The organism is Lysobacter terrae (genome assembly GCF_054782215.1).
In genome coordinates this window covers 224554-248062 of sequence record NZ_BAAGSX010000002.1, presented here as the reverse complement: position 1 = coordinate 248062, position 23509 = coordinate 224554, and the positions used below count along the sequence as shown (strand labels likewise).

At 63.1% G+C, this 23509-nt stretch carries 26 protein-coding genes; 17 read left to right on the top strand and 9 right to left on the bottom strand.

What is annotated here, in order from left to right:
* The first annotated feature begins 5 nt into the window (after positions 1-5).
* Entirely contained in the window at positions 6-371 is a 366-nt protein-coding gene (locus tag ACYVJ8_RS09155) for a hypothetical protein (protein ID WP_460711563.1), read from the top strand.
* A 213-nt stretch (positions 372-584) separates the two neighbouring features.
* A complete protein-coding gene (locus ACYVJ8_RS09150) occupies positions 585-1799 on the top strand; it encodes an RCC1 domain-containing protein (protein ID WP_460711561.1) in 1215 nt (404 codons plus the stop codon).
* 72 nt (positions 1800-1871) lie between these two features.
* Here the strand turns inward: ACYVJ8_RS09150 and ACYVJ8_RS09145 are convergent, their stop codons facing one another.
* The gene (locus ACYVJ8_RS09145) at positions 1872-3287 is read right to left on the bottom strand and encodes a tetratricopeptide repeat protein (protein WP_460711559.1); all 1416 of its coding nucleotides are present in this window, start codon (positions 3285-3287) and stop codon (positions 1872-1874) included.
* Between the two features lie 450 nt (positions 3288-3737).
* On the opposite strand from ACYVJ8_RS09145, the gene ACYVJ8_RS09140 reads away from it, so the two are divergent.
* On the top strand, positions 3738-4208 hold the full coding sequence (locus tag ACYVJ8_RS09140) for a hypothetical protein (RefSeq protein WP_460711557.1): 471 nt from the start codon (positions 3738-3740) through the stop codon (positions 4206-4208).
* A 100-nt stretch (positions 4209-4308) separates the two neighbouring features.
* Here the strand turns inward: ACYVJ8_RS09140 and ACYVJ8_RS09135 are convergent, their stop codons facing one another.
* A complete protein-coding gene (locus ACYVJ8_RS09135) occupies positions 4309-4665 on the bottom strand; it encodes a helix-turn-helix domain-containing protein (protein ID WP_460711555.1) in 357 nt (118 codons plus the stop codon).
* A gap of 114 nt (positions 4666-4779) precedes the next feature.
* Here ACYVJ8_RS09135 and ACYVJ8_RS09130 point away from each other — a divergent pair, with 114 nt between their 5' ends.
* The 9 genes from ACYVJ8_RS09130 to ACYVJ8_RS09090 all read left to right on the top strand — a co-directional run bounded on the left by ACYVJ8_RS09130 (position 4780) and on the right by ACYVJ8_RS09090 (position 10042).
* Complete coding sequence (locus tag ACYVJ8_RS09130) at positions 4780-5040, top strand: hypothetical protein (RefSeq protein WP_460711553.1); 261 nt, start codon at positions 4780-4782, stop codon at positions 5038-5040.
* A 228-nt stretch (positions 5041-5268) separates the two neighbouring features.
* The gene (locus tag ACYVJ8_RS09125) at positions 5269-5706 is read left to right on the top strand and encodes a hypothetical protein (protein ID WP_460711551.1); all 438 of its coding nucleotides are present in this window, start codon (positions 5269-5271) and stop codon (positions 5704-5706) included.
* 370 nt (positions 5707-6076) lie between these two features.
* A complete protein-coding gene (locus tag ACYVJ8_RS09120; protein ID WP_460711549.1) occupies positions 6077-6622 on the top strand; it encodes a hypothetical protein in 546 nt (181 codons plus the stop codon).
* Between the two features lie 72 nt (positions 6623-6694).
* Entirely contained in the window at positions 6695-7093 is a 399-nt protein-coding gene (locus ACYVJ8_RS09115) for a hypothetical protein (protein ID WP_460711547.1), read from the top strand.
* Between the two features lie 31 nt (positions 7094-7124).
* Positions 7125-7508 (top strand): YbjQ family protein, encoded by a 384-nt coding sequence (locus ACYVJ8_RS09110; RefSeq protein ID WP_460711545.1) that lies wholly within the window; start codon positions 7125-7127, stop codon positions 7506-7508.
* An 83-nt stretch (positions 7509-7591) separates the two neighbouring features.
* Complete coding sequence (locus ACYVJ8_RS09105; protein ID WP_460711543.1) at positions 7592-8029, top strand: GFA family protein; 438 nt, start codon at positions 7592-7594, stop codon at positions 8027-8029.
* A gap of 683 nt (positions 8030-8712) precedes the next feature.
* Positions 8713-9117, top strand: coding sequence for an MmcQ/YjbR family DNA-binding protein (locus ACYVJ8_RS09100; protein WP_460711542.1), 405 nt, complete (start codon positions 8713-8715; stop codon positions 9115-9117).
* Positions 9118-9163: 46 nt separating this feature from the next.
* Positions 9164-9448, top strand: coding sequence for a hypothetical protein (locus tag ACYVJ8_RS09095; protein WP_460711540.1), 285 nt, complete (start codon positions 9164-9166; stop codon positions 9446-9448).
* Between the two features lie 78 nt (positions 9449-9526).
* Positions 9527-10042, top strand: a complete 516-nt coding sequence (locus ACYVJ8_RS09090; protein ID WP_460711538.1) for a hypothetical protein — start codon at positions 9527-9529, stop codon at positions 10040-10042.
* Positions 10043-10055: 13 nt separating this feature from the next.
* Here ACYVJ8_RS09090 and ACYVJ8_RS09085 read toward each other — a convergent pair whose 3' ends face one another.
* Positions 10056-10748: a VIT1/CCC1 transporter family protein gene (locus ACYVJ8_RS09085; RefSeq protein ID WP_460711536.1), complete on the bottom strand. Its 693-nt coding sequence runs from the start codon at positions 10746-10748 to the stop codon at positions 10056-10058.
* A gap of 298 nt (positions 10749-11046) precedes the next feature.
* On the opposite strand from ACYVJ8_RS09085, the gene ACYVJ8_RS09080 reads away from it, so the two are divergent.
* Positions 11047-12432: a S8 family peptidase gene (locus tag ACYVJ8_RS09080; RefSeq protein ID WP_460711534.1), complete on the top strand. Its 1386-nt coding sequence runs from the start codon at positions 11047-11049 to the stop codon at positions 12430-12432.
* A 91-nt stretch (positions 12433-12523) separates the two neighbouring features.
* Here the strand turns inward: ACYVJ8_RS09080 and ACYVJ8_RS09075 are convergent, their stop codons facing one another.
* Together ACYVJ8_RS09075 and ACYVJ8_RS09070 are read right to left on the bottom strand one after the other, a co-directional pair.
* Positions 12524-13003: a VOC family protein gene (locus tag ACYVJ8_RS09075; RefSeq protein WP_460711532.1), complete on the bottom strand. Its 480-nt coding sequence runs from the start codon at positions 13001-13003 to the stop codon at positions 12524-12526.
* Positions 13004-13079: 76 nt separating this feature from the next.
* A complete protein-coding gene (locus ACYVJ8_RS09070) occupies positions 13080-15047 on the bottom strand; it encodes a patatin-like phospholipase family protein (protein WP_460711530.1) in 1968 nt (655 codons plus the stop codon).
* A gap of 191 nt (positions 15048-15238) precedes the next feature.
* Here ACYVJ8_RS09070 and ACYVJ8_RS09065 point away from each other — a divergent pair, with 191 nt between their 5' ends.
* Positions 15239-16081: a GDSL-type esterase/lipase family protein gene (locus ACYVJ8_RS09065; protein WP_460711528.1), complete on the top strand. Its 843-nt coding sequence runs from the start codon at positions 15239-15241 to the stop codon at positions 16079-16081.
* Positions 16082-16104: 23 nt separating this feature from the next.
* On the opposite strand, the gene ACYVJ8_RS09060 is transcribed toward ACYVJ8_RS09065, so the two are convergent.
* The 4 genes from ACYVJ8_RS09060 to ACYVJ8_RS09045 all read right to left on the bottom strand — a co-directional run bounded on the left by ACYVJ8_RS09060 (position 16105) and on the right by ACYVJ8_RS09045 (position 19153).
* The gene (locus tag ACYVJ8_RS09060) at positions 16105-16797 is read right to left on the bottom strand and encodes an alpha/beta fold hydrolase (RefSeq protein ID WP_460711526.1); all 693 of its coding nucleotides are present in this window, start codon (positions 16795-16797) and stop codon (positions 16105-16107) included.
* A gap of 9 nt (positions 16798-16806) precedes the next feature.
* A complete protein-coding gene (locus ACYVJ8_RS09055) occupies positions 16807-17967 on the bottom strand; it encodes a serine hydrolase domain-containing protein (protein ID WP_460711524.1) in 1161 nt (386 codons plus the stop codon).
* A gap of 94 nt (positions 17968-18061) precedes the next feature.
* Positions 18062-18325 carry a hypothetical protein gene (locus tag ACYVJ8_RS09050; RefSeq protein WP_460711522.1) on the bottom strand — a complete coding sequence of 88 codons (264 nt, stop codon included), beginning with the start codon at positions 18323-18325 and terminating at the stop codon, positions 18062-18064.
* A gap of 213 nt (positions 18326-18538) precedes the next feature.
* A complete protein-coding gene (locus tag ACYVJ8_RS09045; protein ID WP_460711520.1) occupies positions 18539-19153 on the bottom strand; it encodes a TetR/AcrR family transcriptional regulator in 615 nt (204 codons plus the stop codon).
* A gap of 93 nt (positions 19154-19246) precedes the next feature.
* Between ACYVJ8_RS09045 and ACYVJ8_RS09040 the strand changes: the two genes are divergently transcribed.
* The 3 genes from ACYVJ8_RS09040 to ACYVJ8_RS09030 all read left to right on the top strand — a co-directional run bounded on the left by ACYVJ8_RS09040 (position 19247) and on the right by ACYVJ8_RS09030 (position 23310).
* Complete coding sequence (locus ACYVJ8_RS09040) at positions 19247-20401, top strand: MBL fold metallo-hydrolase (protein WP_460711518.1); 1155 nt, start codon at positions 19247-19249, stop codon at positions 20399-20401.
* A complete protein-coding gene (locus ACYVJ8_RS09035; protein ID WP_460711516.1) occupies positions 20398-20652 on the top strand; it encodes a hypothetical protein in 255 nt (84 codons plus the stop codon). Before ACYVJ8_RS09040 ends, ACYVJ8_RS09035 begins: the two co-directional genes overlap by 4 nt.
* A 138-nt stretch (positions 20653-20790) precedes the next feature.
* On the top strand, positions 20791-23310 hold the full coding sequence (locus tag ACYVJ8_RS09030; RefSeq protein WP_460711514.1) for a hypothetical protein: 2520 nt from the start codon (positions 20791-20793) through the stop codon (positions 23308-23310).
* Positions 23311-23509 lie beyond the last annotated feature (199 nt).

Sequence of the window (23509 nt, the reverse complement as noted above, 5' to 3'; positions counted from 1 at the left end):
CACTCGTGACGGCACTCTTGCTTCTTGCGTTTCAACTCGCCACCGCGGCGCCCTTGTCGTACGACCAGGCAAAGGCGCTCGCCGACGCTTACGAGGCGTCCCTCACTGAGACCGCGAAGAGCCGCTTGGTCAAGGCGCAAGCCGATGCCATCGATCCCGCATTCGCAAAATGCGCCGACAAGGCGGAGTCGCCGATCAAGCCGTTTACCGTGGTGGCTCACGTCAATGAGCTCGGCGCCACCGATCAGACATGGCTGCAGGGCAGCACCGATCTCGCACGGTGCATCCAGGTGGAGCTATCGAAGGCCAAGTTGCCGTCCAGTGGCGGGCGGGCCTTCCACACCTCGTATGAGTTCAGCTTCGATCCCTAGCGATGGCGATGGCGATGGCGATGGCTAAGGTCGTCGTGCTCCGATCGCTCTTCTTCCCAATTCAGCAATCTCCCCGTCACCGGTGTGTCCGGTGCCTCCAGAGTTCTGCGTAATGAGTGGCATCGCTCGTGTAGTCGCGAGGGATCAGGCAGCGGATCGACAGCATCCGGAGCAGGGAATGCCGGCCACCATCAACTCATTGGAGGAGCCATCATGTCGACGTATGCCAACTCGACTCTCACGATCACCGCCGCCGCCGTTGCGGGCGGCCCGCGCCGCACGCGCCTGCGAGCTGGGAGCGGGCTTCTGGCGGTTTGCCTGCTGCTGTGCTCCTCCGCGGCGTTCGCGGCCAGGACGCACGTAGTCGCGTGGGGCGGTGACGTAGGCAACAAGACGCTCGATATCCCGTATTCGCTGGACGACGCAGTCGCCGTAGCGGTGCCCTATGTGCTGCGGGGCAATGGCGATGTGCTCGAGATCGGCACCATGCCGCCGGTGGTGCGGGCAGGAAACGCCAAGGCCATCGATGCGGACGGGAATTGTCTGCTGGTGCTGCGCCGCAATGGCACGGTGGCCAGCCTGGGCGACTCTTCCTGCCCCACTGCGGTGCCTGCGGGGCTTTCAGGCGTTGTGGCGGTCGCCGCGGGTGGCAGTTTCGCTCTGGCGCTCACTTCCGACGGGAACGTGGTGGCCTGGGGTTATAACGGTTCCGGACAGACCGATGTGCCGGTGGGATTGAACAATGTCATCGCCATCGCGGCCGGCCGCAGTCATGCACTCGCGCTGCGATCCGACGGTCATGTCGTCGCATGGGGCGGCAACTTCGACGGTGAACTCGACATTCCTGCCGGGTTGATGGACGTAGTCGCCATCGACGCCGGCGGCGCCTACAACCAGGCGTTGCAATCCGACGGCACGATAGTGGCGTGGGGCGACGCCTACGATTACCCGCGCCCCGTGCCGCTGGACCTGCCGCCGGCGCGTGCATTGGGTGCCGGCAAATGGCGCCAGGCCGCCGCCGTACTGCGCGACGGCACCATTCGCGAGTGGGGATTCCAGGAAGGCAAGGCCCTGCCGCCCGGATTGCACAACGTGCAGAACCTGTCGATGGGCTATCTCGTGAACTTCGCACTGGTGGCGGGCGCGATTACGCCGGGAGACGCGATTGCCGACATGCGCGTCGACCTGAACTCGCTGATAGCGATCGAAGACGCAGACCGCAGCGCAATGAATTCGTACTTGGACTTGGCGGCGTCGGGCGTGCTGGCCAATGACGCCCCGCTGGCGTGCGAGGGGGTGCGTTCTTTTGCCGCGCGGGTCGCTGTGCCCGACGTGTTTGCGTTCTACCCGGATCGCAGGACGTACTTCCTCTCGCAGTCGCGCGACGTCATGCGTCTCATGGGGTGCCCGCGATGGCGGGATGTGTGATTCTGTTCTGCGCTGTTTGATCCGCACAAAAGATCGATAAAGCCGTATGAATTCAGCTTCGATCCCTAGCTACTAAATACCGCCGTAGTCAAACACCTCATGCACCCCCATCCGCCCCACTTGCGCCACCGCGGCTTTGACATCGTCGCGTGCCAGCAGCTCGTCGCGATGGACGCTGAAGCTGTGGTCGCCGACGAGTTCCGGGGGCGTCTTGAATTCCTGTACGAAACGGAGCGCATCGTCGCGCTTGCTCGGATCCGCGAATTGGCGGATCAACCCCTGGGCGGCGTCGTCGACGCGGCCCTCGATCAGCAGCGCCTCCAGCACGATCGCTTCGGATTCCTTGCGGTGCGCGAGCAGGTAGTTCAGTGCTTCGCTCGCGGCGCGGCGATCGCCGGTCTGCAGTGCGGCATGGTGCTGCACGGCGCTCAGCACCATGCGGCCATAGCCGCTCATGCCGCTCTTGACGCGTTCCACTGCGCGAAGTGCATCCTTCGGGCGACCGGCGCTGCAGTAGAGCGAGGCTAGGTTCAGCACCTGGCTGACGTTCGGCGCGCCCGACTCGTCCACGCGGCTGGCGCTTTCCATTTCTGCCAGCGCTTCATCCAGCCGGCCGAGGCGGCGTAGGGCGCTCGCGCGGTCGTTCATTACCCAGTTCTTCTCATCGAGATTCGGGAAGGACGTAGGGTCCGCGGCAATGGTGGCCAGCGTGGTGTCGGCCAGAGCCAGGGCCTCTTCGCTACGACCGGCGACCAGCAGTTGCGTTCCAAGAGCGGAAATAAGATCGACGCGCTTGGGCGACACCGCTACCAGCCGGCGTAGCTCCGCTATGCGGCGCTCAGCTGCCTCTTGCGGTGTCGGCAGCTTGTCCAGGCTTGCCGCAACGGCGTCGAACCGCTTGTCGCTGCGCATGCGGATGATGATCAGCGGGTCGGTGATGCGTTCGACTACCTTGGCTCCCGCGGCGGGGTGGCTTTGATCGAGATACGCCAGCGCCAATTGGTGCCAGATGCTGTCGACGCCGTTGCCGCTATCGTCCCAACCCGCATCGAACAGGGCTTGTAGGAGATCCGTGCGCCATGGCGGGTTGCCCTCGACACGGTAGGCGTACACGTTGAGAAGTTGCCGGTCCAGGTTGTTGGCCCGATCGGGCCAACGGCGAACGAGCGCGGTCATGTATCGCGCGGAGCGTGGCATGTCGCCGAGGTGACGCTCCAGTATGGCGAGCCGGTACCAGTCGTGGGGCTCGTTGCCGTCGATCTTGGTGGCTTGCAGGTAGAGATCGCGCGCGCTTTCCGGCTTGCCCTCTTGCCACGTCGACCATGCCATGGCGGACATCAGCATCCGCTGCCCCTCCTTGGGGAGCATGCCGTAGAGAGGGTCGTCGATCACCGCGGACAAGGCAGCAGCTGCGGCAGATGCGTCTTCCTTCTTCGCCTGATCCGCCACTTGCAGCGCTGCATTGGCCTGGTCGATGTAACGCTGCATCGCGGTCGGCTGCCGGGCCTTGTTGAGCGGCGCCGGCGTGTTGACATGATCGACTGCGCTCATGGCGGAGCTGCAGCAGAGGAGCAGGGCGGCTCCAAACAACCATTTCACTGGCATTGACGGACACCCCCTTGTCCTCCGTAACGCCGCGACCTTACCACCGTACGGAGGGCTGGCGCGCGCCTACATCGGGATGGGATATTCCCACCTCGGACATCACGACGCTCTGGGGAGAGCACATGATCATCTGGGGATCGAAAGCCAAAAGGTCCGCTGGCCCTGGCACCCTGGAGCTGCGTGTCCTGCAATAACGTCAATGCCGCGGAGCGGGATAGCTGCGTGTCGTGCGGTGTAGGCCGAGAGCAGCCAGCCGAACTTGCTGCGTGAGCATCCATTCAAGCCGACGCCGCCTCGCGGCACGGCTTCTCAGGGTTAAGGGGCAGGGGAAAGATGTCGAATGATCACTATCCGTATGAAGCGCCTTCTGCGGACCTGATTCGGCCTTCGGAAGCCTCGGGGCGCGTCTATACCCCGAGGCAGGCCGCAATGGGCGCGTTCGTCGGCGGGCCCATCGGCACTATTTATTTCCTATGGGTCAACTTCAGGACGCTCCAGAAGCATACGGCCGCCATGTACACGCTATGGCTCGGGGCCATTGGCCTTGCGGCCATAGTCGCATCGGTCTTTCTGCTTCCCGACGACTTTCCGAGTGCCCCCTTCTCTATCGCGTACGTCGTGATAGCCGGTGGCGTCGCACGTCAATATCAGTTGTCGAAAGAGGCGATCGCCGCCTCGGACAGGTTCGTCTTCCATTCCAACTGGCGAGTTTTTGGTCTCGGCCTGCTGTGCCTTTTAGCTAGCGCGGTTGTCATGGTTGCAGTGGCCGGAGCTGGAATATGGCTCGGTCTTATCGATCTGTGAACGACTTCAGAACCAGCGCGCCCCCACCGTGAGCGAGATCGCCACGCAGTTCCGCTGCGACGTTCGCGCGCTGTAGGAATTTTCCTGCGGCGGTGTGGGACTACTCCTCCAGCAAGCCCAGCAACGCCGTCTGTTTCTTGGGTGGGAGGCGGCGGTAGCGGGCGAGTAGGGCTAGTTCGTCTTGGCTCTCAGCAGTCCTGGGCGATGGGGGCGTGGACTTGCGTGGCTTGCTGCCAGCCGCGCCCGACTTTCCGCCACCAATAAGCCAGTCCAGCGTTACGTTGTCCCGCGCGAAAATCCTCAGAAATGTCTCAAGGTTGTGGAGGCTCGGCTCGGAGCGACCTGTTTCCCACTTGGAAATAGTGGCGCCTGTGACATCGAGCTCGATGCCGAGCTTCTGTTGCGACCAGCCGCGCGCTTCTCGAACGGCGCGGAGCCTTGATGCGAAAGTGTCCATGAGGCAAGTCTGACCAAAATGGCCAGGTCTGTGCTATCCGCATCGTTGACATGAGACTATCTGCTTGGGATAGTGCGAGCGAGCACAGTTGTCCGCACGCCTCGGAGCAAAAGCATGGCCTCCCACTGGAGCGATGTTTCCCCAGAGATGCGCATCACCCGGTACCTGCAGCCGGGCGAATCATTCTCTTTGAAGACCGCCCAGCGCCTCGCTGAGCACTTGCAGGTACCGCTGCCATATCTGTTCACCGATACCGACCTGCTAGCCGAAGCGATCCTGGGTTTCGGCCTGCTCACGAAGCGGCAGCAGCGCATCGTGGTGCGGGTGATCCAGCAACTGCTGTTCGCGACACGGCAGCAGAACAAGAAGCGCTAATCACGAAGCAACTCAATCCGCCCGGCGTCTAGGGGAAGGCCGCAGCAGCGAATGCAGTTATCCTGCGAATCGTCAGATATGCACGGCAGCACTTCCACGACGTCGTGGATGAGGCCCATCCATACCGCGTTGATTTCCTTCACTGAGCCGCGCCTTGACGGTGTCCCGGGACTGCCTGAACATCGAACGCATATCCCCGTTTTTGGGGCCTACTAGGCGTTAGGTGCCATGAGAGTTCCAACCGACATTCATGAGCGAATCTTTGGCCTGACGACCGACATGCTCGGCACCTGGGAGCCGGACGATACGAGGGCCAGATGGCGCCTTTACGAAGAGCTACGCGACTACTGTGAGTCGGTGGCGACGGCCGGGCGCGACCATCCCTTTCTTTGGGAGACCTTGGCAGACTTTACGACCGACGACCGCGCGGCCATCGAGATTTATCTTCGGGCCTTACCACTGGCTACGGTATCGGGTGCCAAGGAGTATGAGGTCTCGATTTGCTTCGCTCTCGCCGAGCGACATTCAAACATTGGCGAGGCCTCAGTAGCATATAACTACGCTATTCAAGCCAATGAGCTCGCCATGCGCACGGATGATCTGGATCTCCGGAAAGAGATCAGTCAGTTCTTGCTCGATCATTCGGGTGCCCCAGCTGGCACCTAACAATTCATTCAAGCCGAAGCCGCTTCGCGGCTCGGCTTAATTCAGGCGTTAGGCCCAACGGAGAGATTCCATTTGGACAGGCAGGGAATTGCATGGTGGCTTTGGGCTGCTGGCACCGTAGTCATAGTACTGAGCTGGCTTGATGTAGTGAGCCCAACGGTCGGATGGTGCGGTTTCGCCATCGGCCTTGTAGGCAGCGTTCTCAGTTGGGGCATTCGTCCGCCGCGATCTCGATCGCCCGATTCGGATTCAAGCAAAAAGGAACTATGACAGTTCGCTTGGTCCTTGCTCGCTCGGGCCTAACAATTCATTCAAGCCGAAGCCGCTTCGCGGCTCGGCTTAATTCAGGCGTTAGACGTTGGGGGAAGAGATGGGAATAGTTGAAGTTCCTAAAGGCAGAGCTTCAGTGACAAATGAACCGGATGGTTTGCAAATTGTCATTCCATCCAGGAAGAATGTTTTTGCAATCATTTTTCTGCTCATTTGGCTTTGCTTTTGGTTTTTTGGAGAAAGCTCTGCGATCCGAGACCTCTCCAATCCAAAGTCAGAAAGCAGCGGATTTACTGCAATCTGGCTAGCTGCTTGGACTGCTGGCGGTTGCTTCGCGCTGCTCAGTTGGCTTTGGACCGTCGCGGGGAGAGAGGTTCTCAAGTTCGGCTCCGGCCGGTTCACGCATCGCCGAGCGATCGGCCCCGTAGGGTGGACAAAAACTTACGAGATTGCTCACGTCAAAGAAATGCGGGCAGTACCGGCGCCTGCGTTTGGCTCCAGGGGCAATGGATTTAATTCAATGGGCCTCACGGGTGGCCAGATCGCCTTTGACTACGGTTCGCGCACTATCAACATCGGCAATGGCATCGACGAGGCAGAAGCTAAGGCCTTAATCGAGCAGGTAAGGCGCCGGTACAGCGTCTAACAGTTCATTCAAGCCGAAGCCGCTTCGCGGCTCGGCTTGATCCAGGCGTTAGGACTCACAGGGGAGATCATCGTGACCGAACAAGAAGAGGAGTTCGACGTCGAGCAGTTCGTCTACGTCAAGATTCCCGCGCCCATCCAGCCATTGGATCGGGGAACCCTCTTTGAGGACCCCATCGACGACGCACTCCAACCCCAGGACCTTGGCTACGTCTCTGGGGGCGGGTCCCTGCTTGGTGACGCCCTTCCCGATGGCACACGGCCAATTGAGTTCTGCGGCATCGATATCGATACAACTGACCGGGCCGCCGTTCTTCAAATCCTTCGAGAGCTCCTTCCAACCCTAGGCATTCCGCTGGCGTCGGAGCTTCACTACACGGCCAATGGCCTCAAACTTCAGGACCGCTTCCTTGGCGCTAGTTGGGCTATTGGCGAGCCTCGTGAGTTCCTACATCCTGGGTTTGATATCTAACAAGCGCTGGGCGCCTGACCAAGGAAAACTAATGACTGATCCCTACAATTCTTCGGCAATCCGTTCGACGGCGTCGCCACTGAACGACTCGATGGTTACGACGGCACTAGAACTCCCAAATTTCCGTATTGCTCGCAACCTAGGCCTCGTGCGGGGCATTACAGTCAGGTCCCGTTCGATCGTAGGCAATTTTTTTGGTGGGCTGCAGAGCCTATTCGGCGGCAATATCACCATCTACACGGAGCTTTGCGAGCAGGCTCGTCAAGAGACTTACCGTGACATGGTGCAGCACGCCAGACAGCTTGGCGCTAACGCTATTATCGCCGTCCGGTATGACGCCACTGAGCTTATGCCGGGCCTCACAGAGGTGCTGTGTTATGGCACGGCAGTTGTTGTCGAGCCGCACGGCGCCTAACAATTCATTCAAGTCGAAACCACTTCGCGACTCGGCTTAATTCCGGCGTTAGGCCACTACCGATTTTCAACGCTAGTCAATTTATGGAGACCCTCATGACGGAACGCAGCGGTGGATGTTTGTGTGGAAAAGTTCGCTACAAGCTAGCCGCCGACCCGGTCATTTCGAGAATTTGTTGGTGCCGGACGTGCCAGCATTTCTCAGGAAACGGAACGGCGAACGCGATTTTCCCGACCCAAGGCATGGAGGTGTCCGGCGAGATGAGCGTGTTCACTAGTGAGAGTGACAGCGGAAATATCATCAATCGCAAATTTTGCCCGCATTGCGGATCGCATCTATTCGGGGACTCTGCGGCTCGCCCTGGATTGACAGTCGTCCGCCTTGGCACCTTGGACAATCCATCCTCGGTCAGTCCAACTGCAAATATCTGGGTTGCGAGCGCACCAGCTTGGGCATGCTTCGACTCGAACCTAGAGAAGTTCGAACGTCAACCACCCCCGCCTTCAAAGAGCGTGGCCTAACAATTCATTCGAGCCGAAGCCGCTTCGCGGCTCGGCCTAATTCAGCGTTAGGCGTTGGATGACTTTCAAGCGACTCAATTTCTATATGAGCCCCGCCGACGAGCGGGAGTTCTCGTCTCGCCTCGCCAGCTCGTTTCCGGACATTCGCTTCCGCGACGGTGATCGGTGGCGCGCTGGGGAGAACCCGTTGAGAGAGTCCATAGATCAATGCGCGTCTGGCACGGCGTATATCTGGAACCCGGAGTTGTTTCCCAGCGTTCCCACAATCGAGTCGGAAGGCTGGGTAGAGGGGGCAAAGACGCGCTACGTCATTCAACTCATGCGGAGCGATCGCCGGGCAGATCCGCATTGGTCAGATGGCAGCATCCTATGAGCCGTCGTCGACATCTGAGACTGCCTTTACCAAGAATGTCTTTCGCATTCTCAAAGGGATTAGCGCCTCAAAGCTTCAACGTATTGAGGTTTCATCTGGGCTTGCGCTGGGTCCCCCTAGTGGCGCCACAGTCGTAGGTCCTTCTTGCATAGCGCTCGTACAGGCCGGCACCGTTCTAAGCGCACCGTCTGGCGCTAGGATGGAATTGGTCGCACCCCGCGCAGTGGCTAACAATTCATTCAAGCTGAAGCCGCTTCGTGGCTCGGCCAAATTCAGGCGTTAGGGCTCATAGGCCGCTCAGGACCACCAAATGGATGTTGCAGCCGTCAAAGAGCATTGCAGCCGCTACCCCGGCGCGTCCTCAAAGTTGTACGGGCCGCCCAGCAACGTGCTTGTCTATTCTGTTGGTGGCAAACAGTTCGCTTACTTCAAGACCAGCGATCCAGAAAAATGGCGCTTTAGTATTTGCACGACCCCAGAACGCTTCCTGGAGTTGACGGGCGTGCCTGGTATCAAGCCCGCTCGCTATATGGCCAGGTTTCGCTGGGTCACTATCGTGGATGTCGGCACGGTTCCACCCGGCTACCTTCAGGAACTGATTGCATGGTCCTATACCAAGGCGCTCTCTAGCCTTTCAAAGCGGCGGCAATCCGCCATCGCGGGTGAGCGGCCTAACAATTCATCCAAGCCGAAGCCGCTTCGCGGCTCGGCTTAGTTCAGGCGTTAGGCCACTCATGAGCATTCATAGGCTATTGGGTCTAGTGATCGCCCTCACGGCGATCTCAAATGCTGCCGCTCGCGACCGCATGGTTGAAGGCTTCCCGGAATTGCCGCGCGACGCTGCAAAAGTGGCCGAGCGTAGCCTGGCATGCATTCACTTCGGCGGAGAACTCAGTGGAGCTGGCGACGAGCGCGATCGCTGGGTGACAGAACAGCTTCGTAAACTGCGCTGTGACCGCGTGGAGAAAGACTTGCAGCTGGTAAAGCACAAGTACCGCAACGAGCCGGAAATTCTTAAAGTCCTGGCTGAGGCCACCTATGACTGAGTGGTCTGACAATTCATTCAAGCCGAAGCCGCTTCGCGACTCGGCATAATTCGGCTGTTGGGGCTCGCTGGAGTAAGAATGATCTCTAAGCACCTACTGCGGATCGTTCTCACAAGTTTCGTCGCCACTTTCATGTTGGCGCGCATTCTTGTGCTTCTCATAATGGCGCGGAAGGTCCCGGATCTATACCTGCATCTGGGCGGAACTCACATACACCACCTGAACTACGGGATATTTCTACTTTCTTTCGTGGGAGGGGTGCTCCTATTCGCGCCGCCTCCTCCCGGCAAATGGCTGGACCTCGTCGCCATTCTTTACGGCATAGGCTTGGCTCTCACCTTTGATGAGTTCGGCATGTGGCTGCACTTGGGTGGCAGCTATTGGCAGCGCGCCAGCTTTGATGCGGTTACCGTCATCGGCGGGATTTTGGCGCTCGCCGCATACACGCCTCCAATCAAATATTGGACTCGGCGTAGACTTGCCGGAGCAGTGCTCATCCTTGGCCTTGCATGCATCTTCTTCTGGCGCCTGTCGACCTCGCTTTCATCTATAGCACCCAGATTAGAGCGCATTGAGATTCATGGCCCCAGCTAATGCTGCTGCCGCATCAAACCGCGGTGCCGAACAGGCGTCCCACGCCGGCAGTCAGCGCCATGGCCAACGCACCCCAGAACACGACGCGAGCGGCGCCCTTGAGAATCGGTGCGCCGCCGGCATACGCCGCAAGGCCGCCTAGGCCCATCAAGGCGACCAGGGTGGTCGATGTGATCCAGATCGACGTGTTCGCCTTGGCGGTCAGCGCCGTCGCGATCGGTAGCGCGGCGCCGATGGCGAACGACGCGGCGGATGCGATCGCCGCCTGCACCGGACGCGCGCGCAGGGTTTCGGTGATGCCCAACTCGTCGCGGACATGCGCGCCGAGTGCATCGTGCGCCATCAGCTGGACGGCGACCTGGGTGGCTAGGTCCTGGTCCAGGCCGCGCCTGCGGTAGATCGCGACGAGTTCGGCGCGCTCCAGGTCGGGCTGCGTCTCCAGTTCGTGTGTTTCGCGCGCGATGTCCGCGCGCTCGGTATCGGCCTGGGACTGAACCGACACGTATTCGCCGGCCGCCATCGACATCGCACCCGCCGCCAGACCGGCCACGCCGGCCGTCAGCATAGTCTCGGGCGTGGCGCCCGCCGCCGCGACACCAACCATCAGGCTGGCGGTCGAAATGACGCCATCGTTGGCGCCAAGCACGGCGGCGCGTAGCCATCCGATGCGCGAAGCCTTGTGCCATTCGGCGTGGAGATGCGGCATGCGGGGAGCCTGTGGGGGCGTGGTGATGCGGACGATACCGTGCCTGCGACAACTCTGGTTTGCGGAAGGGGGCGGAAGCCGATGAAGGCGCGCTATGCCGCGACGCAACAGTACGTGTGACGAATATCGCGGTTCCTTGCGCGATTTCTCGCTAGGTTCGAAACGGGCCGGCGTTCTGCCGGTCTTTACCCCGGTAAGAAGGGAGCGCGCGCCCGGATGGGCCACCGGAGTGCGCACCGGAGGAAGGCTTGGAGCCGAAGGCAATGCACAACCATCGTCCAATCAGAGGGAATACCTGATGTCGAAGTCGCACAAGTTGCACCAGCGCGCGTTGGCTACCGCCATGGCGGTCGCGCTGACGGCCGGTTTCGCCGCTTCCGCCGCTGCTGCCGGCCGGGTGGATACCGCCGGTCTGCATTCCAAGGATCAGACCAGCTTCGATCGCTTCATCGTCAAATACCGCGCCGGCACCAGCGCCGCTGCGCAAGAGCACAACCTGGACATCTCCGGCCGGAGCAGTGGCCTGGCTGTCGGCCGCCTGCGCACGCTGTCCGTCGGCGGTGAAGTCGTCCAGGCCAGCCGCGGCCTGGGCCAAGTCGATGCGGAGCGCCTGATGCGCAATATCGCCGCCGACCCGAACGTCGAGTACGTCGAGGTCGATCAGCTGATGAAGCCGCTGATGACGCCGAACGACACCCACTACGGCACCTATCTGTGGGGCCTGCAGAGTGGCACGCCGGGCATCAAGGCCGATCAGGCCTGGGACACCACCAACGGCAACGGCGTGGTCGTGGCGGTGCTCGATACCGGCTACACCGACCATAGCGATCTGGTCGGGAACGTCCTGCCGGGCTACGACTTCATCTCGAGCAAGACGGTCGCCGGCGACGGCAATGGCCGCGATGCGGACGCGCACGATCCTGGCGATTACTACCGCGCCAGCAACTCCAGCTGGCATGGCACTCACACCGCCGGCACGATCGCCGCGGTGGGCAACAACAACAAGGGCGTGATCGGCGTCGCGTACGGCGCCAAGGTGGTGCCGGTGCGCGTACTGGGTCGTGGCGGCGGCTACACCTCCGACATCGTCGATGGCATCACCTGGGCGTCGGGCGGCACCGTCTCCGGCGCGCCGGCCAACGCCAACCCGGCCGAAGTCATCAACATGTCGCTGGGCGGCGCCGGTACGTGCTCGAGCACTTACCAGACCGCCATCGACGCTGCCGTCGCCCGTGGCACCACCGTGGTGGTGGCCGCCGGCAACGACAATGCCGACGCTTCGGGTTTCACTCCGGCCAGCTGCAACAACACCATCACCGTGGCCGCGACCAACAAGAGCGGCACGCGTGCCAGCTACTCCAACTACGGCGCCAAGATCGACGTGGCCGCACCGGGTGGCGACAGCCCGGACTGCACCACGCTGATCGTGTCCACCGGCAACGCCGGCACCAGCGGCCCGACCACCGAGAACTACCTGTGCATGGCGGGCACCTCGATGGCGGCGCCGCACGTGGCGGGTACGGTCGCACTGATGCAGGCCGTGCGCACCACGCCGCTGACCCCGGCGCAGGTGGAGAGCATCCTGAAGAGCACGTTGCGCGCCTTCCCGGGCAGCAACGACAAGCCGATCGGCAACGGCATCATCGATGCGGCAGCGGCGGTGTCGGCGGCTGCGACGTACTGATCAGGTTCGGCAACGTAGTGCAACGAGAACCCCGGCTTCGGCCGGGGTTCTTCTTTGCGGGCGCCGGATTGGGCAGGCTGCGGGTTTGTCGTCATCCGCGCCGTGCCGCCTCGATCGCCGCGATATCGATCTTGCCCATCTCCATCATCGCGTCGAAGGCGCGCTTGGCCGCCGCCGGATCCGGATCGGTGATCGCATCGGTCAGGGCGCGTGGCGTGATCTGCCACGAGAGGCCCCATTTGTCCTTGCACCAGCCGCATGCGCTTTCCTGGCCGCCGTTGCCTACGATCGCGTTCCACAGGCGGTCGGTTTCGGCCTGGTCGTCGGTCGCCACCTGGAACGAAAACGCCTCGTTGTGCGTGAACGTCGGCCCGCCGTTCAAGCCCAGGCAGGGGATGCCCATCACCGTGAACTCGACCGTCAGGATGTCGCCCTGCTTGCCGGAGGGATAGTCGCCCGGCGCACGATGCACCGCACCCACGGCGCTGTCCGGGAACGTGTCGGCGTAGAACTTCGCCGCATCCAAAGCGGTGCCGTCGTACCAGAGGCAGATCGTGTTCTTGCTGACCATCATGGTTCTCCTCGAGCCGCCCGATCGGAACTGCATCGGAACATATCCCTTCAGGCGTGCAAAGCGCGTAAGTTGCTTAAATCCTGGGCCGCGTCTTCAACTCCGGCGTCGGTCGCGGCGCCCCAATGTCCAGGCGCGAATCGGGGTAGGCCGTGTTGGTCGCTTCGATCAGCTGCGCCAGCTCACGCAGGCGCTTGAACACTTCATTCGCCAGCCCGGCCTGCGTGTAGTAATGGCCTTGTGCGTTGCGGCCGAGGTTGTTCAGCCCCTTGAAGCGGTAGCTGTACGGACCCTGGTTCGGGTTGAAGAAGCGCGCGTAGTTCGCATTCGTCGTAGCGAGAGTGGAGCATGAATGCTCGAGCGTGCCCAGCAGCTCGGCCATGCCGGCCAGCAGCAAGCGAAGGCGAATGATCTGGTGATTTCCCCAGTCCATGTCGGACGGAACAGTAGCGCTCGTCCAGAACTTGGGGTCGCCAAAGCGTTCGACGAAGGTGACGCCTGCGATTCGCCCGTAGTCCGTCAGGGTCTTGATGAGGGGCGCATCCATCGACAGGTTCAGCCCGCCTTCCTTGCTGGTCAGCTGGATCAGGCCGATGCGGTCGCGGAAGCCGGGCAGGTGCGACAAGGCCTCGTGATTCCAGTCCTTCGCCACGTGGAAGACGGCGCTGAGGAATCCGGCTAGTGGGCCGAAGTCGTAATCACCGAACCTGCGCCACCAAGTGAGTCGGGCGTCGCGGTTGCTCTCGGGGAAACGCACGCGCTCCTTCTGGTTTTCCTGTGCCCGGCCCAGATCCAGGCCGAACGTAGGCCGGCACGGCAACGCCGCGTCGAAGAAGTGGATGGGAAAATTTGAGCCGACGCCGCCGTCGGTGAACCAGCACGGTTCGTACTCGGATGCTTGGTTCGATCCGCGGGCCGCTGTCCCGTCAGGCTTGCGAAGACGATTGAAGTCCACCGCATACAGCGGAATGGCGCTGAGCAAAAGCGGAAAGCTCAGGCTCATGCGTACGGCGACGACCACCGGCAGATCGTCCGGTGCGGGTAAGCGACGGAACCCGGTGGTGCCGGCGGAAGCGGAGTTCGACCGTGCCGACGGCGGACGCTCGTGTGCATGCATCCAAGCGGTCACGCGCTGCGGAAATAGCGCGGCGAAATCCACTTCCCTGTAGAGGAACTGCTTGTTATCGCGCACCTGCGGGTCGTCCCGGAAGGGCAGGCGGAACGGCCGGCCCAGCGTGAGACAGGTGGTCATCATCTGCAGGTCGATGCCGTACTTGCGCAGGTCGCCGAAGGTGAGCGGTTTGGCACGGTCCACCGCAGCGGCCGCGCCACCGTGCGCGTCGCGCTGACCGCATAGCGTGTCCAGGTAGTCTGTCAGCCAGACGGTGAGCGCTTCCTCGGGCGACGGGTCGTCGCTGGCGGGCATGCCCGAGCAGGCGCCGTAGTTGTTCTTGGGAAGCACGCGCAACAGCAAATACAACGCCTGGAACAGCGCCACCAACGCGCCGCCGGTCAACGCGGCCGCGAGCACCCACAGCCAGGCCAGCTTGGCGCCGCTTTGCGCCACGGCGAAGGCTAGAGGCGCACCACCGATCAACATGCCCAGCGCTATCGCCAGCCCGAAATGCCGAAACAGTGCCAGCGCGCCCGCCCATACTCGCGACCCGATGCCGCGTGCGCCCATGACGCCCAGGAACACATCGAACAACGGCCGCAGCGCGGGTGCCGGCTTGAACAATGCCTTGAGCTTGGTGCCGCGTCCGTCCGCGGGCGACTTCACCAGATAGGCCGGCAAGTCTTCCAGGGCCTTGAATCCCGCGGGGTCATCCTGCAGCGCCTGCTTCAGGAATCGTTGCCGGCCCAACTCCGCAGCGGCGGCGGCCGCGGCCGCGATGGCGCCCGCGCTCGTCCCGCCGATGCTGCGCAGGGTGAAGGCCTTGGCGATTTCCACGACGGCCAGCGGATAGACGATGCCGCTGGTGATGCCGCCTTTCATGATCAGGTCGCATTCGGTCGCATACACGCGTCCGGAGCCTGCGTTCATCCCTGTCTCGTCCGCCACGTGGACCTCCTTGTGGCCGTTGCCGTTTAGCACGGCAGGGGCATGGTGCGGGCCACTCTATGGACTACGCGGAACGACGGGCGTGAAGGTCAGTGTGTTCGCCGGCCGTTTGGCCGCCGGCACCCTCGACGAGCGTTGAGGGGGTATAGGTCGAGTCGACACGGAGGTTCGTCATGGCCGGCAGTGGTTACTACTTCCAGAAGTACGTCAACGACGCCCAGAGTTGGAACAACCGGAAGCGCGCCTGCGTCCTGTCCATCGGCGATTCGTGGTTCCAGTATCCACTCAAGCCGTTCCCGGATCTGCAGCGGCGCATCCAGCTGGATCTGCATGACAAGGTGCTGATGCTCGACAACAGCAAGCCCGGTCGAGACGCGAGAAATCTGGTCGACGAGGCGCTGTCCGAGACCACGTCGTGGACGGCCTACATGCAATCGATCAACCGTCCGTTCCGCGCGATTCTGGTTTCCCTGGGTGGCAACGACGTCATCGGCAGGGACTTCGCGGACCACTTGAAGAAATCCACTGATCCGGCGGACGTGAAGCCGTGGCCCTGGCAGCCCGTTCCTGCCGTCGCCCAGCAGCACATCAAGTTCACCTCGCTCAAACAGACCTTCGCGCAAGTGCGCGGTGCCTACGAGGCGGTGATCGGCCTGCGCGACGCCCACGCACCGGGGGCGCAGATCTTCTGTCACTCGTACGCCGACGTGACTCCCTGCAACGAGAAGTACGAGTTCTTCGGCTTCAAGTCCGGACCGTGGATGTGGAAGCCGATGCGCGACGTCGGCCTCAACAACAAGACCGATCAGCGCGTGCTCTCGCGCTGGCTACTGGCGTCCTTCGCCGCGCTGCTGCAGGACATCGCCCAGAACAATCCCGGCGTGAAGCTGCTCGACACCCGCCAGGAGCTGCCGGACTACGACGGTTGGTGGGACAACGAGATCCATCCGTCCAAGCGCGGGTTTGCCTACTTGTCCGACACGCACTGGGTGCCGGAGATAAAGCAGGCGATTTGAGGCGGCGCGGGCGCGCCGTCTCTTCACCTGCCGCTGGATGGACGGAAAAATTCAGACACGACGCGAGCGCATTCCACGGGTGCTGCTTGAAGCAACAGGTGCGGCCCGGTGATCTGAACGACTTCGCAGCCGGCGATGGCGGAGCGAATCCGTTCGCCAGCACTGGCGGGCAGTAGTCGATCGTCCGTAGCGCGTAAGCAAAGCGTAGGCACCGCGATGGTCCCCGCATTGGGAATCGAAGCACGTAGCGCGGTCTCGGCGCGAAAGTTAAGTACGTCCGGGGAGACAGATTGCAGGGCGCTTTGCAAGGACGCCTGGAGTTCACGTGTGGCCCAGCGGCCCAGCAGTAGCCAGGACAGCACTGCAAGCGGCACGGAGCGCACCGGCACCAAGCGCAACAACGGAGCCAGCGGCGCAAGAGGCCGGAAGGGACTGGCCACAAAGGTCGTGGAGAGAACGACGCCCACCAGATTGGCCGGCGGATTCGCGGCTATCGATAGCGCAATCGGCCCCGAGAATGATTCCCCAAGCAACACGAAGGGATCCGACGTCGGGAGCTCCGCGCGAACCAGCACTTCCAGCTCGCGATACCCCAGCGGCCGATGCGTGGGGTAGGGGATCGCCACTGCGGATTCGAATGCATCGCAGGCAGAAAGAAACTCAGCGTGCAGGGTTGCGGTGCCGTCAAGACCAGGCAGGACGATGAGTGCGGTCATGACTTCGTACTACTTCCCCGGGGTCTGCAGCGCGATTTCCAGGATCTGCCTGGCCTTGGCTTCTGCGTTGCCCGTGGGCATGTTCGATAGGCAGATGACGGTGAGCTGCTCTTCGGGTAGCCGCGCCATATACGTCGAGCCGTCGAAGTCGGCGCCGGAGAACCAGATCAGCGGCCGGCCCTGGAACGAACCGTGGACCAGGCCGAAGGCGTCGTTGTCCTTGTCGTGCGCGAACTTCTCGCGACGCAGCATCAATTGCGTGAACGCCGGACCTGCCAGGCGATGGTCGTAGAAATCCGCATCCCACTTCGCCAGGTCTTCGACGCTGCTGAACACACCGCTGCCGCCGTAGTGCGGCGACACGCGCGGCAGCCGCACGTAACCGTCGCCATCGCGCACGTCGATGCCCACCGAGCGCAGAGCGCGCACGATCTCGGGATTGCTGCGGTCGGCGTAGCCCGTGGCGCGGTTGGGAATGACGGTGGTCGCATCGTCGTTGAGCAGCGAGGCGCGCATGTCCAGCGGCGCGAACACGCGCTGCTGCAGAAAGTCCGCGAACTTCATGCCGCTGACGCGTTCGACGATCCGCGTGAGCAGCATGTAATTCGTATTCGAATACTCCCATCGCGTCCCCGGTGCGAATTTCGGCTCCGCCTGGAGCACCGTCGCGATCGCTTCGTCGGTGGTGAAGTAGTAGAAGGAGAACCAGGGCAGCCCGTTCTTGCGCGGGAGCGAAAAATATTCGGGCAGGCCGCTGGTGAAGTAGATGAGATGGCGGATCTGCAGCGCATCGCCGTACTTCTTCGCTTCCGGCAGGACGCTCGCGACGGGCGTATCCAGCGAGAGCTTCCCGTCGAGGACGAGCAGGGCTACCGCGGCCGCCGTGAACTGCTTGGACAGCGAGGCCAGATGGAACGACGTGCGCGGTGTGATCGCGACGTTGTTCTCCAGATCCGCGCGTCCATAGCCGCGCGCGTAGACCAGTTGTCCCTTGCGCGCGACGCCGATGGCATAGCCCGGCGATCCGTCGTGATCGACGGCCGCGAACAGTGCATCGATCTTTGCGGTCTGCTCGCGGCTCAAAGGCTGCGCGGCGACAGCCGAACAGGTGAGCAACAGGCAGAAGGCAATCAGGAAGCGGGCGATGCCCGCGAGGCGTGGCGATGTCATGTCGGGTCGGGGCATCCTGGCCTGGCTCGAGTGTCGCCGGGCCAGCATAACCGGATCGCCCCGCACCATCAGCGCGGTGGCACGCGCTCGCTCGTCAGTAGGCGCCCGCCGTCTCCGCGTCGGCACACCAGCCGCCGTCGAGAAAATCGGCCAGGTCGTCCCAGCGATACGGCACGCGGCCCAGGAATGCTTCCAGCCTTTCGCCCACCCACCGTCGGTTGTCGTCGTTCAGATCGAACTGGCGCAGACGCAGGTATTCGTCGATGAAAAAGTCGACGTCGTGTATTTCGCGCAGCGACACGTACACGCGGTCGATCGGTCCTTGATAGTGCCTGCTGGCACCGCTGTTCGAACTCATTGGGCTTGCCTCGGACGAGGAACTGACAGCGGCTGCGCACGCTACTACCGCCGCGCCGCAGCGGCTGCAGATAAGCCTGTGGATAAGCGGTGTACAGGCGCGCGGCGGCGGAAAATCCCGGGGAAATCCGCACTCAATCGTTGCTGCGTCACCCGATTGGGTGGCTGTGGCGATGGCAGCTCGAGGTGGCAGACGCCGCGGTGCAGCAACCGTCTAGCCGTAGTACGCCAGGAACATGTCCACGGCGGTTTCCGCGACCTGCTCGCGCAGCGCAGCGCTCAGTGGCGGTTGGCCCAAGGTGATCTGCGGCCAGAACGCGAAACCCTTCACCAGTCCCTGCAACTGCATCGAGGCGAACAGCGGGTCCTTCGTCTTCAGCCGGCCGTCCGCGCACGCGGCGCGAATCCACACGGTAAGGCCTTCTTCGCGATCGCCCATGCGCGCCACCATCTCCTGCGCACGTTCGGGCGAGTGGATGGCGGCGGCGATCGCGACGCGCGCCAGGTCGACGAAGTTGGTGTCGTTGAGCAGCTGCAGCTTCTGATTCACCAGCTCCAGCAGCTGCTCGCGCAGCGGGCGATCGCTGCGGTAGGCCAGGTCGAGACCTTCCACGCTGCGCTCCCACAGCGCCTGCAGGATCTGCGCGAACAGCGCTTCCTTGCTGGGGAAGTGGTTGTAGACCGTGCGCTTGGACACGCCGGCGCTGGCCGCGATGCGATCCATGCTGGTCAGGTCGTATCCGGACTGGCGGAACTCGGCGACGGCCGCGTCGAGGATGGCCGCGCGCTTGCGGTCGGTCAGGCGGGCGGGGGCGGGCTGGCTGGACATGCGAAAAAGTTTACACCGGGTGGTTTACTTTTCACATGAACCGAAACTACACTGTGTGGTGTACCGTCCTGACGCCCCAAAACCCGCCTCCCCATGAGTCGACGCCCCCGTTTCCCCCGCCTGCGTCGTCTCGCCGCACTGTCTGGAGCCCTCATCGTGACTGCCTGCCTGCTGTCCGCCGCCAAGACCAATCTCCCCGTAGCCACCTATGAGGGCTCGGCCCAGTACGGCGACGGCGTCTTCCGCAACCCCGTGCCCAAGCCCGCCGACGGCCTGGGCAAGACCCTCGGGATCATCTGGAACGTCCTGCTCAACAAGCCCAAGGACGCCGTGCCCCGGACCGCGCCGCCGGTGCTCGCGCTGACCCGCGGGCAGTTGGAAGCGGCACCGGACCGCAGCCTGTTCCGGCTCGGGCACTCCACCATGCTGATCAAATTGCGCGGCGGCTTCTGGATCACCGACCCGGTGTTCGCCGAGCGCGCTTCGCCCGTGCAATGGATGGGACCCAAGCGCTTCCATGCGCCGCCGATCGCGCTGGAAGACTTGCCGCCGCTGCGTGGCGTGATCCTCTCCCACGATCACTACGATCATCTGGACCGCGACACCGTCGTGCAGCTGGCGAAGAGCACGGACGTGTTCCTCACTCCGCTCGGTGTGGGCGATCGCCTGATCGCCTGGGGCGTGGATCCGAACAAGGTGCATCAGTTCGACTGGTGGCAGGGCACGACCATCGACGGCGTGCAGTTCACCGCGACGCCGGCGCAGCACTTCTCCGGACGCGGTCTGTTCGATGGCAACAAGACGCTGTGGGCGTCGTGGGTGATCGTCGACGACGCGTTGCGGGTGTTCTTCAGCGGCGACACCGGCTACTTCGATGGCTTCGAGAAGATCGGCCGCCGCTTCGGGCCGTTCGATGTCGCCATGCTCGAAACCGGTGCCTACGACCCGCAATGGCCCTACGTGCACATGCAACCCGAGGAGACGGTGCAGGCGCATCAGGATCTGCGCGCGCATTGGCTGTTGCCGGTGCACAACGGCACCTTCGATCTGGCGATGCACGGCTGGACGGAACCGTTCGAACGCGTGTCCGCGCTGAGCGCCGCGCGCGGCATCGCACTGACCACGCCGCGCATGGGCGAACGCCTGGATCTGTCCGCACCGCATGCGGCCACGCCCTGGTGGCGCGAGGAGGACAAGGCAACGCAGACCGAGGCGACGCTGACGCTGGAAGAGGAGGTTGGACTGTGAAATTGCGCTTGAATGAAATTCGCGATCGCAACAGCGTCCGCGACATCACCAACGCCTTGCTGAAGGTCGATATCGGCGCACGCATCAACTTCGACCTGCCGGCGCACCTGGTGCGCATCGAAGGACGCTTGAGCCTGGACGACGCGACCGCGGCCATCGCGCGCGTCGGTTGCCAGGTGGCATCGATAGTCGACGGCACCGTCGTCGACACCGTGTTCCCGCGCGCGCACAACAGAGTCGCCGCGTTCTGAAAATGCATCGGTCTGCTTGAAACCGTTTCCAGATCCCCTTTGTCCTGAGACTGCAGGAATTACCGTATAGAACCACCGTGCCGTGCAATGCGATTGCATGTACGAGCCGACACCACAGGACGGGAAAGGGGAGACAACATGGGGATTCGAAACGACTGGCGCGTGCGCTGCGTCGCAACGCTTGCGGCTGCGCTCGCGCTTGCGCCCGCGGCCATGGCGCAACAGCGCACTGCGCCGCAGCCGGTATTCCGCCAGATACGGCCGGTAGCCACGCAGGCGGCGCCGCAAGCGGCTGTCATCGAGCCGCCGCCCGGCCTTGCCGCGCAAGTGCCGGCGTCGGCGGTGGTACTGCGTCCGGGCAATAGCGCCACCACATTGCAATCGCTGCGGATCACGCGCCAGCACGGACTGGCGCAATTGCGCGCACAGCCCATGGTCACCGTGCAGGCGGGCAAGGTCGACTTCAAGCCGGTGCTGTCCAATCCGCAGGCGCTGTTCAATGTCGCGCAGCGTCTGCGCGCAGAACCGCAACTGGCCGAAGTGACCGCGGACGAGACGCAGGTGCTGGAGGTCGAGCAAGGCCTGGTCGTGCGCAGCTTCCTCGGCTATCGGCTGCGCATGGGCGCTTGTTTGGATCGTGCGCGGCGCGCGCAGCTGGCGAACACCGCGGTGCGTTGCTTTACCCAGATGACCCCGCAGGCACGCGCGGCCGCGTTCGCCAATCCCAGCGATCCGCACTACGTCGCCGATCCGGGGCAACGCGCAATCGCGCTGCACAAAGCCGAAGAGAAGGCGGCGGAGGTGCGTGCGGAGGTCTCCAGCGACATCGCCAGCCTCCGCACGATGCTGGCCGACCCGGCGCAGCGCACCGCGATCGAAGCGGAGATCGGCGCCGGCGAAGCCGCGCGTCTGGCCTCACTGGGCGACGCGCAGCTCGAGGCCGAAGTGGTCAACGCTGGCGAGACGCGTATCGAACAGGTGATGTTCGTGCCCACCCGCGGCAGCGTCGACCGCACGCGCTTCTCCAAGGTCATCGATCTGGGTGGCGCGCAGGCCAGTGCCGACGGCAGCGAGCCGCTGCCGGGCTGGATGACCCGGATGAAGGTGCAGGAGGGGCCGGCGCTGCCGCCCATCGCCGTGATCCAGACCGAGAAGTCGGAGCGGCCGATCGAGCCGCGCGTCTTCCTGACCGGCTTCACCCTGGGCCGCGAGTACGAATGGCGCCAGCGCGTGGAGACCACGATCAAGTGGTGCCTGGTTGGCTGCAAGAAGACCTACTACGTCGAGCTCTACGCCGGCTTCAACTACGGCTTCGGTCTGCGCTTCCCGCTGACCATGGGCGGCACCTATCGCTATCAGAAGACCGGTACGAGCGAGAAGGCGTGGTTGGTTACCGACTTCCGCACCATCGACGGTTCGCCCGCCGATTACGCCGCCGCCGGCCTGCCGGGCTCGCAAATGTTCTCGGGCAAGGAACTGGTCGCGCAGTTCGGTGCTTACGCAGGTGCTGCCTACAAGGTGCCGATCTTCGGCAGCGGCAATGCGCGCGCCGATCTGGGCAAGGACTTCACCGAGGGCCTGCCGGCACCGTTCACCAACGGCCAGTTCCGCGCGCCGATGCCGGGCGAAGGCATGGAGCCGCTGGAGAAGATCTTCACCGACTTCGACCTGATCGGTGGCCGCGCCAACTTCGGCGTCGTCGGCGGGCAGGTCTTCCCCGCGCTGAAAGCGCAACTGCATTCGGATGCGTTGCGTTTCACCCTGCACGACAACATCGCCGGCACCGACGTGCCAGTCACGACGACGGGGCAAGAGGTGCCGTTGGCCGTCAACGCCGGGACCAGCGACTTCACCATCGGCAATCCGGTCTACAACCTTGGCTTCCTGCTGACGCCAGGCATCGATGCGCGCCTGTTCATCGATATCGAGGTGTGGTCGGACCATTGGGATTGGCCGATCTGGTTCCCGCAGCTCGCGGTGGAGCTGCCGCCGGGCGGCGTCGACTTCGCCTGCCATTCCGACACCGTGTGCACGCGCAACTACCGTATGTCGTCCACGGGTTCGATCGAAACCACGGGCGCGGGCGGGAAATTCATCGCCGACCTCGATGGGTGGACGAAGAACTTCGAAACGGTATGGGCGCCGGATTGCGCGGACGACATCTGCCGGACCGGCATCAAGCTGGTGCGTCTGGATACCTTCCTGCGCGGCAAGCAGATCGTCGAAGCGGCCACCGAGGCGAAGCAGGATCCGCCGCCGTACGACGCGACGATGAAGCCGATCTACGAAAAAGCCGACGCGACCGCGAAAGGCCTGATCCACGACAGCCAGATCCGGCTGACGCAGAAGGCAGGCAAGGGCTGGGCGATCCTGGCGCAGGAAGTGTGGTCGAAGCGCTGCTCGGACGTGCCGTGCATGACCAACGTCGCCGCGCTCGCCGACCAGATGGTGCAGGCGGCGGTCGAGCGGCAACAGGCGCAGCCGGACGCGTCGTCGCTGGCGGTGCAGGGCGAGATCGGTCGCGAGTTCGGCGCGAAGTTCCAGGCCGAGATCAACGCCTCCAAGACGCGCTCCGCCACCCAGGCGGTGCTGCTGAAGATGCAGCCGGTGCAGACGATGCAAATGCAGACGCTGCCGACGATGAGGCGGGTGCCTTGAGGCAACAAGGGACGGAGAGTTCGTATCGATGAGCTCTGCGCCACGTCCCCTCACCCTGCGTCGCTTGCGCGACGCTGTCCCTCTCCCCGCAAGCGGGGCGAGGGAGTAAGGCTCGCAAGCGGGCGATCCCTTCTCCCCGCTTGCGGGGAGAAGGTGGCGCGTAGCGCCGGATGAGGGGCCGCTTTTGCTTTTGCACTTC

Coding starts and splice junctions, on each gene's coding strand:
- ACYVJ8_RS09050 (WP_460711522.1), bottom strand. CDS start 18,325: ATGAGTTCGAACAGCGGTGCCAGCAGGCACTATCAAGGACCGATCGAC.
- ACYVJ8_RS09100 (WP_460711542.1), top strand. CDS start 8,713: ATGGATGTTGCAGCCGTCAAAGAGCATTGCAGCCGCTACCCCGGCGCG.
- ACYVJ8_RS09080 (WP_460711534.1), top strand. CDS start 11,047: ATGTCGAAGTCGCACAAGTTGCACCAGCGCGCGTTGGCTACCGCCATG.
- ACYVJ8_RS09105 (WP_460711543.1), top strand. CDS start 7,592: ATGGAGACCCTCATGACGGAACGCAGCGGTGGATGTTTGTGTGGAAAA.
- ACYVJ8_RS09070 (WP_460711530.1), bottom strand. CDS start 15,047: ATGAACGCAGGCTCCGGACGCGTGTATGCGACCGAATGCGACCTGATC.
- ACYVJ8_RS09040 (WP_460711518.1), top strand. CDS start 19,247: ATGAGTCGACGCCCCCGTTTCCCCCGCCTGCGTCGTCTCGCCGCACTG.
- ACYVJ8_RS09060 (WP_460711526.1), bottom strand. CDS start 16,797: ATGACCGCACTCATCGTCCTGCCTGGTCTTGACGGCACCGCAACCCTG.
- ACYVJ8_RS09065 (WP_460711528.1), top strand. CDS start 15,239: ATGGCCGGCAGTGGTTACTACTTCCAGAAGTACGTCAACGACGCCCAG.
- ACYVJ8_RS09085 (WP_460711536.1), bottom strand. CDS start 10,748: ATGCCGCATCTCCACGCCGAATGGCACAAGGCTTCGCGCATCGGATGG.
- ACYVJ8_RS09030 (WP_460711514.1), top strand. CDS start 20,791: ATGGGGATTCGAAACGACTGGCGCGTGCGCTGCGTCGCAACGCTTGCG.
- ACYVJ8_RS09130 (WP_460711553.1), top strand. CDS start 4,780: ATGGCCTCCCACTGGAGCGATGTTTCCCCAGAGATGCGCATCACCCGG.
- ACYVJ8_RS09150 (WP_460711561.1), top strand. CDS start 585: ATGTCGACGTATGCCAACTCGACTCTCACGATCACCGCCGCCGCCGTT.
- ACYVJ8_RS09145 (WP_460711559.1), bottom strand. CDS start 3,287: ATGCAGCGTTACATCGACCAGGCCAATGCAGCGCTGCAAGTGGCGGAT.
- ACYVJ8_RS09125 (WP_460711551.1), top strand. CDS start 5,269: ATGAGAGTTCCAACCGACATTCATGAGCGAATCTTTGGCCTGACGACC.
- ACYVJ8_RS09045 (WP_460711520.1), bottom strand. CDS start 19,153: ATGTCCAGCCAGCCCGCCCCCGCCCGCCTGACCGACCGCAAGCGCGCG.
- ACYVJ8_RS09110 (WP_460711545.1), top strand. CDS start 7,125: ATGACTGATCCCTACAATTCTTCGGCAATCCGTTCGACGGCGTCGCCA.
- ACYVJ8_RS09140 (WP_460711557.1), top strand. CDS start 3,738: ATGTCGAATGATCACTATCCGTATGAAGCGCCTTCTGCGGACCTGATT.
- ACYVJ8_RS09090 (WP_460711538.1), top strand. CDS start 9,527: ATGATCTCTAAGCACCTACTGCGGATCGTTCTCACAAGTTTCGTCGCC.
- ACYVJ8_RS09055 (WP_460711524.1), bottom strand. CDS start 17,967: ATGACATCGCCACGCCTCGCGGGCATCGCCCGCTTCCTGATTGCCTTC.
- ACYVJ8_RS09120 (WP_460711549.1), top strand. CDS start 6,077: ATGGGAATAGTTGAAGTTCCTAAAGGCAGAGCTTCAGTGACAAATGAA.
- ACYVJ8_RS09135 (WP_460711555.1), bottom strand. CDS start 4,665: ATGGACACTTTCGCATCAAGGCTCCGCGCCGTTCGAGAAGCGCGCGGC.
- ACYVJ8_RS09075 (WP_460711532.1), bottom strand. CDS start 13,003: ATGGTCAGCAAGAACACGATCTGCCTCTGGTACGACGGCACCGCTTTG.